At 59.0% G+C, this 12,477-nt stretch carries 11 protein-coding genes; 2 read left to right on the top strand and 9 right to left on the bottom strand.

Translation table 11 applies throughout. The features are described 5' to 3' along the window. Positions 1 to 166: 166 nt before the first annotated feature. From ACIQYF_RS23375 to tssB, 9 genes are all read right to left on the bottom strand, one after another. A complete protein-coding gene (locus ACIQYF_RS23375; RefSeq protein WP_402866578.1) occupies positions 167 to 679 on the bottom strand; it encodes an Hcp family type VI secretion system effector in 513 nt (170 codons plus the stop codon). A 161-nt stretch (positions 680 to 840) separates the two neighbouring features. After that, entirely contained in the window at positions 841 to 1,680 is an 840-nt protein-coding gene (icmH, locus tag ACIQYF_RS23370; RefSeq protein ID WP_402866575.1) for a type IVB secretion system protein IcmH/DotU, read from the bottom strand. 1 nt (position 1,681) lies between these two features. After that, entirely contained in the window at positions 1,682 to 3,016 is a 1,335-nt protein-coding gene (tssK, locus tag ACIQYF_RS23365) for a type VI secretion system baseplate subunit TssK (RefSeq protein ID WP_402866573.1), read from the bottom strand. 67 nt (positions 3,017 to 3,083) lie between these two features. Continuing rightward, the gene (gene tssJ, locus ACIQYF_RS23360; RefSeq protein WP_402866570.1) at positions 3,084 to 4,592 is read right to left on the bottom strand and encodes a type VI secretion system lipoprotein TssJ; all 1,509 of its coding nucleotides are present in this window, start codon (positions 4,590 to 4,592) and stop codon (positions 3,084 to 3,086) included. Continuing rightward, a complete protein-coding gene (gene tssG, locus ACIQYF_RS23355; protein ID WP_402866567.1) occupies positions 4,589 to 5,602 on the bottom strand; it encodes a type VI secretion system baseplate subunit TssG in 1,014 nt (337 codons plus the stop codon). The genes tssJ and tssG overlap by 4 nt, the downstream gene beginning before the upstream one ends. Then, on the bottom strand, positions 5,566 to 7,314 hold the full coding sequence (tssF, locus tag ACIQYF_RS23350) for a type VI secretion system baseplate subunit TssF (RefSeq protein ID WP_402866563.1): 1,749 nt from the start codon (positions 7,312 to 7,314) through the stop codon (positions 5,566 to 5,568). The genes tssG and tssF overlap by 37 nt, the downstream gene beginning before the upstream one ends. A gap of 7 nt (positions 7,315 to 7,321) precedes the next feature. After that, the gene (gene tssE, locus ACIQYF_RS23345; protein WP_402866560.1) at positions 7,322 to 7,732 is read right to left on the bottom strand and encodes a type VI secretion system baseplate subunit TssE; all 411 of its coding nucleotides are present in this window, start codon (positions 7,730 to 7,732) and stop codon (positions 7,322 to 7,324) included. Positions 7,733 to 7,744: 12 nt separating this feature from the next. Then, positions 7,745 to 9,232: a type VI secretion system contractile sheath large subunit gene (gene tssC, locus ACIQYF_RS23340; protein ID WP_402866557.1), complete on the bottom strand. Its 1,488-nt coding sequence runs from the start codon at positions 9,230 to 9,232 to the stop codon at positions 7,745 to 7,747. Positions 9,233 to 9,285: 53 nt separating this feature from the next. Next, complete coding sequence (gene tssB, locus ACIQYF_RS23335; protein WP_402866554.1) at positions 9,286 to 9,795, bottom strand: type VI secretion system contractile sheath small subunit; 510 nt, start codon at positions 9,793 to 9,795, stop codon at positions 9,286 to 9,288. Positions 9,796 to 10,258: 463 nt separating this feature from the next. Between tssB and vasI the strand changes: the two genes are divergently transcribed. Then, positions 10,259 to 10,933, top strand: a complete 675-nt coding sequence (gene vasI / locus ACIQYF_RS23330) for a type VI secretion system-associated protein VasI (protein ID WP_402866551.1) — start codon at positions 10,259 to 10,261, stop codon at positions 10,931 to 10,933. After that, positions 10,921 to 12,375 (top strand): type VI secretion system protein TssA, encoded by a 1,455-nt coding sequence (tssA, locus tag ACIQYF_RS23325; RefSeq protein ID WP_402866548.1) that lies wholly within the window; start codon positions 10,921 to 10,923, stop codon positions 12,373 to 12,375. The genes vasI and tssA overlap by 13 nt, the downstream gene beginning before the upstream one ends. The last annotated feature ends 102 nt before the right edge of the window (positions 12,376 to 12,477 follow it).

Here is a 12,477-nt window from a genome sequence, read left to right as displayed (position 1 = left end):
CGAAGTCGGCGCCACCGCTGGGTTCGAAGGTGTAGCGCAAGTCGCTTTGGCGGGGCATGGCGCCCTCCTTGAGGCACGCTACCGCCCAACCCGTGATCTCGACGGGCTGGAGGGTAGCGAACAGTTAAAGCCCTGCCCATCAGCGAGCAGGCGTGGTTGCGTTGGGTTAAACCGGCTTGCGCCAGTCGTCCGAGCCTTCGGTGCCAGCGATGGTGTGTTCCCAGATAATCTTGCGATAGGTCATGCTGACCTCAACGATTTGGGTGTAGCTGGCACTGCTTGGATCTTGTGCATGGGGAAGGGTGGTATCGATGGAGACGATGGTGGCGTCTTCAAGCAGGGTGCGATAAAACTTCTCCTGTTTGCCGTCGGTTGAAGTGCGATACCACTCCACGAGCACATTGGTCAGTGTCTCGCCGGTAGCCAGTGCAACGTTGAGTAGTGGGATGGCTTTGTTCATGGAACAGGTGAAGATGAAAGGCGAGTGCACGCGAGGCCCAGCGGGTTGGCCGCTTTGTGGGTCTGTCGGCGTTTTAATCGAGTGTTTAATCGCCTGAACGAGGATTTCGTCCTCATGCCCTTCAACAAAGACATTGCCCACCGAGTCGGCGGTGAAGGCGCCTTGTGTGATGAGCCCCTGGGTTTTGCCTTCGATCTTGATGTATGCGGGTGTAGACATGGAAAACTCCTTGTAGCGCTTAAATAAACGACCGTCAGGTCGCCACCGTCGACCTGACGGTGGGTACTGGCGCGAAGGGCGCCAATTCGTAGTTCGCGCTCAGCCTTTAGGGGCTGAGAGCGATAGGGTTCAGCGCAGGCCTGCGTGTCGGGCCCGAGGGTTTAAAGGGTGAGAATCCCGTCCAGAGCACGCAGCACCTCCTGGGTGATGGTGTTCAGGCGCACGGCATACACCGTGTAGGCGACCACCAGTACCGCTGTGACTGCGGCCCATGGCGTCCACCACGGCCACTGCTGGTTGACCCGATAGTGGCGCGGGGCGACGTTGCTCAGTGGGTCGGTCAATCGCTCGGGCGCAGGGCCGCGCAGGTCGCGGAGGATGCGGTGCAGCTTGGTGATGATCTTTTGCCGCTCGGCATCTCCGTTCGGCTGCAGGGCGTATTTGCCTTTCAGGCCCATGCACAGGCACAGGTACATGAACTCCAGAAGGTGCTGGTACTTGGCCGCGTCCATTTGCAGGCGCGAGAGCACGGTGAAAAATTTCTCGCCGCCCCAGGTTTCCTTGTGGATGTCACTGAGCAAGGAGCAGCCGCTCCACGTGGAATGTTTGCCCCAAGGCGTCGCCATCACGGTTTCGTCCATCAGCAGGCACAGGCTGTAGGAGTAGGCGAGTCGGGTTGCATCGTCGTAGTCGGATTGACGTACTTCTTCGAGGATGGTGGTGATCTGGTTATGCACGCTGCGGTACAAGGCGGGCACGTCGTCGCACAGATCCAGTGAGCGCAGGCGGATGGCCAGCCCAAACAAGGGCATGGCGGCGTCGGCCAAGGGGTTGTAGGCCAGACCGCGCAGTTGGAATTGCGGGTCCGCTTGTTCCAGCTCCTGCGGTGTTTGGGGCGCAGCGGCTGATGCAGTCGAGTCGCCGTCGGTTACTTTGTGCAGCATCTTGTTCAGTGACGGATCGGGCTGCTCGGTGTGGGGTGGAGTGATCGAATCTGTCATCTCATTGGCTCCTGATGGCCCAGAACTGCAGTTCCAGTTCAGGGAAGTCAGCGGCGATGTGGAAGCCGAAGCCGGCTGCGCCGGTCAGGCTCTGCCAGGCAGGATGATGGCGGTCGAGTTCGAAGTAGCTGAACCCGGCATGGAAGGGCAGGTGCCGAGGTGCAACCGGCAGCGGGATCAGCGGGATACCGGGCAGTTGCAGGCTGACCAGCTTGCTGAGTTGCTCCAGTGAACTGACTTTGGTCTGTTGCAGGAATTGTTGGCGCAGGATGTCCAGCGGCATCTGCGCACGCACGGCGAGGATGAACTCGGCGTCCTCCAGCAGCATGCGGTCATGCACGGCGGCGGTCAGCACGCCATATTGCTGGGTTTCGATTGGCAGCGAGACGGCGCGCGGTTGCAGCACAGTGCCCAGGGCCCGGCGCAGGGTGTCCTGCAGCGGTTTGAGCGATTTGCGCAGTTGGTCATGCTGGTAGGCCGGATACTCCAGGGGTAAGCGACCGTCGTCAGTAAAGGTAACCAGTTCACCGCAGGCCTGACTGAAGGCGATGTAGAGCTGCTCCGGATGCACATGCTGGCGGCGGGCCAGGTGCTGGAACAGCGGGTAAAGACGATTGAGGGTCTGCAACAGGTTGAAGTCGGTGACGTCAGCCACCCCGGACTGGCTGGCCGAGCCGATGCGCTCGGCAATGGCGCGGGCACGTTCGCGCATTAACCCGGCAATTTCCCCTAAGTAACGTTTGAGCGGTGGCACGGCGTGCACGGACACGCTGGTGGGGTAGAAATCTTCATCCATCACCAGGCTGCCGTCTGGGCGCTTGTCCAGAATCCGGCCCAATGCAATTCCGGTAAATGCACTTCGATCATTGCGCTCCAGCATCATCTGCAGGTTCGGTACGGCCAATTCCATAGCCACTTGGTCGCCTTCTTCGCTGTGGGTGTCGTGCACCTCACTGCGTTGGGCGCTGTAGCGGCTGTTGGCGTAGCTGTCGGGCCATTGCACTTCCACGGCTCCATCGCTGCGTAACAGCAGGCACAGGTGAACGATCTGGTTGACCGCCGAGCTGTCGGGGATGTCCAACGGAGGTGGGGGCGGCTGGTCATTGGGAATATCAAAGACACTGCCATCGGGCATCACGCCGCGGGCGCGGATGATGGCGATCTTGCCGAAGCTCAGGTATTCGGGGTTGAGCTCCAGCTCACTGAAGCCATACAGCGTGTCATTGAGGCAGTTCAAGCGCTGTTGCAACTGCGCCTCGGCTGCACGGGCCTGCTGTTGAAAGTGCTGGGGTTTGACGAACAAACCTTCGTACCAGATCACGGGGTTGGAACTCATCGGCAGGCTCTCTGCAAAGGGAAGAAAAGGACAGTCGTCGGCGGGCAGAACGGATGGACGCTGCGGGTCATGGCGTCTCGTCCTTGAACTCGACGCCGGTGGTATCGAAGTGCGCCAGCAAGGCGTACTGACGCCCTTTGGGGTCGACGCGCAGAATCCGTTTCCACTGTGTGCCGCTGGCTTCGTGGTAGCGGGCAATCACCGCCAGGTAGCGGGTTTTTTCGTCGATCGCCTGGTAGTCGATGAACTTGAATTGACCGGGGAGAAGCACGTAGTCATCTGCATCGATATAAGTGCTGCCCAGTGCCTGTTGCAGGTCCTTGGTCAGCGCTTCCAGGTTGGCGTCCTGCAGCAGCGAGTCGTCTTTTAACTGCACGATCCTGAAGGCAATGGGCGTGGCGATGTCTTCGGGTGTGGGCGCCGTGGATGCACTGTGGCCCGGCGCCGTGAAGCTGACCTGGGTATCGGTATAGTCACCGAGCACGGAGCGTTCGAGAGGGGACATCGCCGGGGCATCGGCAGCCTGTGTGACTGCTGAGTACGCAGGGGACGTGGTGTAAAGGTGGTCGAGCAGGGCCTCCAACCTTTCAGTCAGGTCAAGCGGGCTGCTGGCGCTGAAATTTACTGTATAGCCGGCAGCCTTTTGCGGCACATGGCCTTCTTGCTCGCTCGTGGAGTTATCGCGCACGCTACCGGCGTTCGGGTTGACGGTGTCAGTGGCGTACAGGCTCAGGGCGATCTGGGTAGGCTGCTCCTTCGGCTCACCCACCGGCGTGGAGGGGTTCATGATGACGTGGCCGAGTTTGCCCAGCACCGTGCAGCCGCCAAGCAACAGGCAGGCAATGATCAGGGTGAGGGCACGGGCGATCACAGCAGGGTACCGCGCCGGGGATGGGCCGGGCGAAACAGGCTGTTGTGTCATGGGCTTGTCTCCAGCGGTGAGGCGGCAAGAAAGGGGGGTGACGTGGGGGGCGTGCTCGAACGTCGCCAGGGTCAGTTCCGTGGGCGCGCGCACGGCGCAAGTGGCGTCCAGTGCACGTAAGGGGTCGTGTTGCTCATGCAAGCCAAACGGTGTGCCCAGGCGTTCGAACTCCGGCGAGTACTCCTGAGTGAGGACGTCCGCTTCCGGCGCGGGTTGATGCCCCTCCAGCAGCGTCTCTAACGGGCAGCGGCTTTCATTAAAGAGGGCCGTAATCGCGTGCTGGCTGAGGTGCTGGTAAGCCACGTTGTGTGTCGCGCCCTGATCGTGCTGGAAGTACACGTTCAGGGTGTAGGCACCCACATGCAGGCTGTCGCCCTCGTTGAGCCGCACTGTCGTGTTGCGCCCCATGGCCAGGGCGTGACCATTGAGGCGGGTGAGTCCGCAACGGTCGATCACGCAAAAACGGCCCTCAACCAGGCGTATTTCGCAATGCAGTGGCTGAATCGCGTGTTGGCGGTCATTGAGCCGCCAGTCACAGGCAGCACTGCCAATGCTGCCACCCGCGTGGTCGAACGGGTGGCTGGCCGTGCAGCCATGCAGCAGGTGCTCGGGGTTGCGTACCACCAGGGTCATGCGGGGAGCCGACAGGGTCATGATCGGCCCTTGATCCGCACCACGGCGGTCTGGCGCTGGTCTTGTTTGTCAAGAAAACTGGTCCAGCCCAAGTGGGTGCCGTGTTGGCGGCCGAGGTTGAATGGCGGTACGTCTTCCTGGCGCAGGCCCAGTTCCAGGTCGTAGGCGATCACGTCCCGAAGCAGCACATTCATCAGCGTGCGCAAGGCTTGAAACTGTTGGCCGCTGGGCAGGAACTGGCGAAAGCGCGTTTCATCCAGATCCGGGATGACCAGGGTGAATTTGCTGCGGCGGGTCTTGACCCGACCACCGACGACAAAACTGTCGCCCAGTACGCCTTTGTCCAGATGTCCCAGTGCCAACTGTTCGTGGGGCTGAAGCGTGACGTAGCGCGCTTCGAATTCACGAATATGAACGCCGTGCAGGTCAAAGCAGTGGCCGACGATTCCGGCGACAATGGTCGGTGAGCGACTGCGGCTGGCAATGAGCCCGGCAAAGCTCAGCAAGCGGCTCCATGGCAGTGCCGTGGTTCCGCGCAGTTCACTGTCGTCAAGGCCGATCAGGGAAAACACATAGCGCGAATAGCCGTCGCGGGCCTCGGACTGGAAGCGGATGTAGTAGCGATAGCGACGCCAGCTGTCATGCAGCAAGGTCAGCAGGCGATGGTTGAAAAAGTCCAGAAACGCCGGGCGAATGCCACGGCCTTGGGCATCTTCATAGGCGACGAGGTCAAGGTAGTAGCCGGGCAGCGGCGAGTCGCTGCCATGCAAGCCGAAGAACGTGGTCTGCACACGGTAATGGTCTTCATCCAGACGTTCGGCCATGGCCACGTCGGAGGCCGGAAACCCAAGCCCAGGATGGGTCTGCAAGCGCACACGACGGTGCTTGGCCGCGCTTGGCGCAGCCACTTCAAGGTCATCGCCATGCAGCGCATGCAAATGCTCCAGCAGACGATAGAACGAATAGTTCCGTGCGTCGGCCAGCAGCGTGTCGGTCAGATCACGGGTTGTTTGCCGGTCAGCAGGGGCCATTGGTAGTGCTCGTTATTGGTGATGTTGGTCACTTCCAGTTGGTGGAAGGCATTGATGCTGGCGTAGAGCGCGAAAAAATGGGACAGCACCGTGCTGAACAGGTAAAGATCGCCCTCGCAGAGGAAGGCTGATTGATCCAGCTTCAAGTGCGTGCTCAGGCCGCGGATGGGCAAGCCTTTCATCAGCAGGTCAATGGGCCGGGTGGTGGCTTCGCCGATGCCATCCAGACGCTTGCGCGTGGCACGGGCCTGTTGCAGGTCATGCAGCGCGGCAAAGTCGTAGGCACGAATGACCGCCTTCAGTGGCTCTGCCGACAACAGCGACAGGTAGTTCAGTGACAAATTGGAAATCAGTGTCCAGTGCAGGCTGGCATCCAGCACAGGCGGGTAGCTGCGGGTGGGCGCAGTGAGGTTGGTGTAGGTGGCCAGCGTCGGGGTGTGCTCCGTGGTCAGGCTCAGGTCGCCCACGGCCAGTGCCTGGGGCAGGTCACGGTTGCTGCAGGTCAATTCCAGCGAAATGGTTTCCTGGCGGTCGATGTGCGCGCTTTCATCGCCGCGAACAAACGCTATGCGATGCAGGATGCCTTCGCGGCCCAACGAGTCTTCAACACGGGACCGGTAGTAAACCGCTGTACGCCGCTGGGCATGTTCAATTTCGTGCTGGAACGACTCGAATGGCGGGTAGACGCGCGCGGCCTGACCTTCCGCCTGGCCGGTGACCCGGTCGATGCTGAACACCTCGTAGGCGTCCGGGCGCTGGCCGCTGGGCTGTACCCGCTGATCCACTGTGCGCCCGTTGAGGTTGAGCGGTTCGGCGTCGTGCTGGAACAGGTTGACTGCCGGTGCACAGTACAGGCTGATGTCACTGGTTTTCAGCCGAACCGTGGACGGCATGGGTCTGGAGAACTCGAACTCGAAGCGCAGGGTTTGGGCCTGAATGGCTGGCCATACCCGCAGCAGTCGGGTCAGGCTGAAAAAATGAAACCGTTGGGGGAAAACAAAGTACTCCTGCAGGATGCGATAGCCATCAAACACGTTGCGCGGGTAGGGCAGCAAGGCTTCCTCTGGGCTGAAGCCAGGAAAGGCAAGGTCTTTGCTGGACAGGCTGTAACGCGTACCGTCGATCTGGACATGCACCGACTTGAGGTAGCGTGCTATCCACAGGTACAGGGTCAAGGCGGTGCTGCTGTCGCCACTTAGATGAAAATCCAAGTGGTCACAGGCCATTTCATTGAGTGGGTGCTGGGTCTGTACTTGGAGGTCAATGCGCATCACCGATTTTTCACGGCTGTGCGCATCGCTGACCTCAACCAATGACAATGGGAAGAGGGTGACGTCTGTGCAGGTGCGAAATTCGCAACGAATGCCGTCCACCTCCTTGGCGAACAAACGGCTGCCTTTGGGCAAGACTTGGCGCTGGGTCACCGACTGCTTGACCGGATCGAAACGCACCATGGTCATGCTGGGTAGCGGGCGCAGGTAGTTGGGCCACAGCATCTGTAGCAGCGGATGGGTCAGTTCCGGAAAATCACTTTCAATTTTCAGGCGCAACTTGGCCGTGAGGAAGGCGAAACCTTCGAGCAGCCGTTCTACGTCCGGGTCGCCAGCCTCGTCACCGAGAAAACGCGCCAGTTGCGGGTTGTCTTGGGCGAACTCGCGACCCAGCTCACGCAAATAGCGCATCTCGTCGCTGAACATATCGCGTAAATTCATAGGGTCCTCAGGTCACGCGGGTGTAACGGTTCTGGCCGTGCATGCCCACGGTGAGCTGTACCAACTCGTCCTGGTTGTTGAGTCGCACTTGGCAGTCGAGCCGAAAGGTCAGCTCCAGTGGCAGTTCCGGGTCAGGCTGGAACCGCACGCCGAGCACCTTGATCCGTGGCTCGAAGGCCTCTACCGAGCGGCGGATATCGGTGCTGATGTGGATGACCAAGTCAGCACTGCCAATCGCGCCGCCATTGAAATCGTTCAAGCCCAGTTCGGGGCTGCTTTGGGAGCAGCCCCGTCGGGCATTGAGCAGGCGCTCCAAGTGCTGTTTGATTGCTGCAACCTGTTGGTGCGCCAGTTGCTCGCGTGTCAAGCGCCGACGCGGCGGTGCGTCGGGCTCAAGTCGTTCGAACAAACTGGCCATCAAGGCGCTCCGTCACTGCATGTCCAGCCGCCCGACCAGCGATATTTCAAAGTTGGCGCCCATGTATTTGAAGTGCGGACGTACAGCCAACGAGACCTGATACCAGCCTGGATTGCCCTCGACGTCATTGACCTGGATCTTGGCGGCACGCAACGGGCGGCGGCTACGCACGTCAGAGGAGGGGTTTTCCTGGTCGGCGACGTATTGCTTGAGCCACATATTGAGCTCGCGCTCCAGATCCTGGCGCTCCTTCCAGCTACCGATCTGTTCGCGCTGCAGCACTTTGATGTAGTGGGCCAAACGGTTGACGATGAATAAATACGGCAATTGAGTGCCGAGCTTGTAGTTGGTCTGGGCTTCTTGGCCTTCACGGGTTTTGGGAAAGTTCTTCGGCCGCTGTACGGAGTTGGCTGAGAAAAACGCCGCGTTGTCGCTGTCCTTGCGCATGGTCAGCGGCATGAAGCCTTCTTCGGACAGTTCGAACTCTTTGCGATCGGAGATCAGCACTTCGGTCGGAATCTTGGCCTGCAACTGCCCGAATGCTTCGTACAGGTGGACTGGCAAGTCTTCGACAGCACCACCTGATTGCGGGCCGATGATGTTCGCGCACCAGCGGTATTGGGCAAAGCTGTCGGTGATGCGGCTGGCAATCAGGTAGGCGGTGTTGCCCCACAGGTAATGGTCGTGCTGGCCGTCGATGGTTTCGTCGTACATGAAACTGCTGGTCGGGTTTTCCAGCGGGTCGTAAGGCTGGCGCAACAAAAAGCGTGGCAGGCCCAGTACCAGATGCCGAGCGTCCTCGGAGTCACGCAGGCTGCGCCATTTAGTGTGGCGCGGGCCGTCGAAAATGTCCTTGACCTCTTTGAGGTTGGGCAGGTTCTGGAACCCGTCCAGATTGAAGAACTCCGGGCCAGCTGCGGTCACGAACGGGGCGTGGGCCATGGCACCGATCGAGGCCATGTAGCTGAGCAGTTTGATATCTGGCGAGGACGGGCCGAAGGTGTAATTACCGACGATGCTGGCAATCGGCTCGCCCCCGAATTGGCCGAAACCGGCGGTGTAGACATGCTTGTACAGCCCGCTACGGGTAATGTCGCCGGCGTTGTCAAAATCTTCCAGCAACTCGTCTTTGGTGACGTGCAGCACTTCTAGTTTGATGTTTTCGCGAAAATCGGTGCGATCAACCAACAGCTTCAGGCCACGCCATGCCGATTCCAGCTCCTGGTAGGCGGGCTGGTGCAGGATCACGTCCATCTGTTTGCCCAAGGCGCGATCCACCTCGGCAATCATCTGGTCGACCCGGTGCTTGTTGATCAGTTGATCGGTATTGTCACTCTTGAGGATTTCACTGATAAAAGCGGCCACACCTTGCCGGGCGACGGCATAGCCTTCTTGGCTGGGCTGTAGCATGGTCTGCTGCATGATTTGATCTAGCAGGGTGCCTTCCAAGGGGGCGTCCATGATGTCCACAGAAGGGGCGAGAGGGCTTTGCGTATGCATGGCATTACTCCGTTCGAATCGGATGGCAGGGATACAATTCAACTCAAATGGCCTTAGGCCGAGGGCGAGGGGGCGTCCAGCGCTAGGTTCAACTCGCTGATCAGACGGGCTCGGGTCTGTTCATCGCTCAGTAGGTGCTGCAATTGCTTGCGAAAGGCCGGGACATTGCCCATCGGCCCTTTGAGGGCTACCAAGGCTTGGCGCAGTTCCAGTAGTTTGTTCAGCTCGGGAACCTGGCGCGCTACGGCGTCAGGGCCGAAGTCGTTGATCGTGTTGAACTGCAGGCTGACCTGCAGGTCGCTCTCCTGGTCGTTATTCAGTACGCACGGCACGGCCATTTCCAAGCTAATGTTGGCTTTGGAAAGTACTTCATTGAATGTGTCTTTATCGATGCGAACGGCTTGGCGCTCTTCCAGAGAAGTTGCTTCGCCATGACCTTTGAAGTCACCGGTGATCAATAACTTCAACGGTAGTTCTACTTCTGCCTGTTGATCGCCGGTAGCAGGAACGTATTTGATATTGATGCGTTCTTTGGGTGCAACTGAGCCAACTTTCTTTGACATGGGAAACATCCTTTTTCAGAAGTTGTGGTATTTAACTCATAAAAAAGGAGATCTGTAACGTAGTCCATCAGCTTGTTTGTTGTAGGAATATTTACCGATAAATACTGGCGAGTTGCCGGAAGATTGAACTAATTGAGTAGTTGTTGAAATTTAAGAAAATCCCTACAGGAAGAGAAGCTTTTTTGTTGCTATGTTGTAGTTTTTCTTATTGTGTGTTTGTTGGTGTTGTGCGCTTTACGTTTATTCCTGTGTCTCAAAATTAATATTGGATAAATCTCCAGTGTGGGAAATTTCGGTGATTGTTTTGAGGGGGGTGTTTGTAAATGTATTAAGCCTGTGGAGATATAAAAACAGGTGCGATTGATTGCACTTAAGTTGTTGCGCCCACACGTTGCAAGGGCGTTTTAATGGTGGAGTGATTTGCCTCATGGCATGCGGTGCAGGGCCTGTAATGGTCACCTAAATGGATGGGACTGTTTTGATTAAAAGCGCCGGGATGTGGGTGTTGGGGAGTGTAGTGGGGTTGGCCGTACAGGCGCAGGCAGCGCCTGTGCGTGACTGCACTGCAGTGGTGTCGGCTTTGGAGCGCCTGGCCTGTTTCGATCAGGCAGCGGGTACGCCTGCGCGGGTGCCGCCAGCCACGACGCGTAGGGCGGCCAAACAGCTCTCGAAGGTGGCCGACTGGGTACAGGTGAACGAGGCTCAGCGCCCTCCCGAAGACAGCCGGTTTTTGCTGTCGCGCTGGCCTGTCTCTGATCATTCCCTTCAACCACAGCTGTTGATTTCGGCGCCCGCGTTGGGTGCGGTCGGTCTGCGACCTTACTTGGTGATCAGTTGCCAATCAGGAATTTCAACCTTGCAACTGCTGATGGCCGAACCTGTGGTGCCGAACCGCATTCGCTTGCGGCTCTTCAAGGATGACCTGCCGCTGGCTGCCGCACGAGAGTGGCGGGTACTCGATAGCGGCCAGGTCATTGATGCCGGGCGCGGGCTGCCCGCCATCGACTTGTTGCGTGGCATGGGGGGCGGTCAGCGTTTACGTTTGGAAAGTGATTACCCACCGCTGGATGGCTTGATGTTCGACGCCGACGGCTTAGGCGTGTTGATTGAGCAGGAGCGCCAGTTATGTCGCTGGTGATTGATGTGCCGCCTGGGATCGTAGCCTTGCTGCTGGGCCCGATTGATCCGCAACAGCCTGCTGGCTACTTTGATGTAGAGGATGAAACCTATCAGGCTATTGATCAGGAGATGGTCAAGCTCGGTGGCCTGCACGAGGCCCGTATCGACTGGCCTTATATCGACGAGGCAGCGCGCCAGTACCTGTCCACCCAGTGCAAGCACTTTCGTATTGTTGCCCATCTGCAGACGGTCTGGCTGCGTACCCGGCAATGGTCGCAATGGGCTGATGCGCTCTGCCTGTTGGCCGGGATGGTTGAGCAGTATTGGGACAGCGCCCACCCCAAGCCTGGACCGACCGGATACTTGGCCAAACGCAAGCAGGTCAAAGCGCTATTGCAGCGCCTGATTGAAGCGTTACCTGGATTGGATCAATTGAGTTTCAATCCGGCGCATCAGGCGGTGGCTGAACAGGCCTTGATCCAGCTTGATGGCCGAGTCAAGGCGGCGCAACTGGATCAATCCGAACTGAATTCGCTGCATCAGGCGTTAGCGAAATGCGCGTTGCAGGCGGTCGAGCCGGCTTCGACCAATACCGTTCGCGGATCTCGACCTCAGGCGGATGCTGCGCTCACTCCGGCGTTTTTGTCCGGCTCCAACACGGTGCCGGCGGGCAATGAGCGCGAGCAGCGCCGTGCGCTGTTGAATATGGCTGAGGTTGTGAACCAGCACGATCTTTACGACCCGACCGGTTATCAGTTGCGACGTTTCGGTCTATGGGCGCATCTGCATGCAGCCCCCTCGGTGACCCGTGACCGGCGAACAGAGTTGATGGCAGTGCCACGCGACATCGTTGCCGGCTATGAGGATGCGCTGGGTTCCAATGCCATTGACCCCGGGTTGTTGCTGCGCATTGAAAAAAGCGTCAGTGCCGCGCCGTACTGGCTGCGTGGCAGCTTTCTAGCTGCAAGCGTTGCTGCACGGCTGGAAATGAATGAGGTAGCTGACGGCATTCGTCAGGCCTGCGCACGCTTTGTGCGAAGGGTTCCAGCCTTGATGGAGTTGTGTTTCAGCGACGGCACGGCCTTTGTTGATACGCCCACTCAGGCTTGGCTGACCGGCACCAACGGGGAGCAAAGCAGCAGTCCGGTACAGGAATACGCCGGATTGCGCGACGAATTGGTGACTCAGTTGAATCAGGAAGGCGTGGAAGTAGTGTTGTTGCGCTTGCAGGAAATGCAGGCGGCCTACCGTGCGCCACGCCAACGCTGTTACGCCACCGTCATTGCCGCCGATGTGTTGGCGGCCCGCGGGTTGGGCTGGCTGGCCACTGATCTGAGCGCCGGTGTGGCTCGGGTGATGCAAACCACCCCGGCCGCGCAATGGGAGCCGGACCTGTATCAAAAACTGGTCGAACAGCACCCCGCTGAACTTGCCAGCGCATTTATTACCGTCAAGGACTAGACGTCTTATGCCCCGCCAAAGCGACTTGCGCTACACCTTCGAACCCAGCGGTGGCGCCGACTTCGAGGTCATCGAATTCACCCTTGATGAAGGCCTGTCCAA

Source organism: Pseudomonas sp. NPDC096917 (assembly GCF_044762555.1).
GTDB lineage: Bacteria > Pseudomonadota > Gammaproteobacteria > Pseudomonadales > Pseudomonadaceae > Aquipseudomonas.
This window is presented reverse-complemented; position numbering and strand designations above follow the sequence as displayed.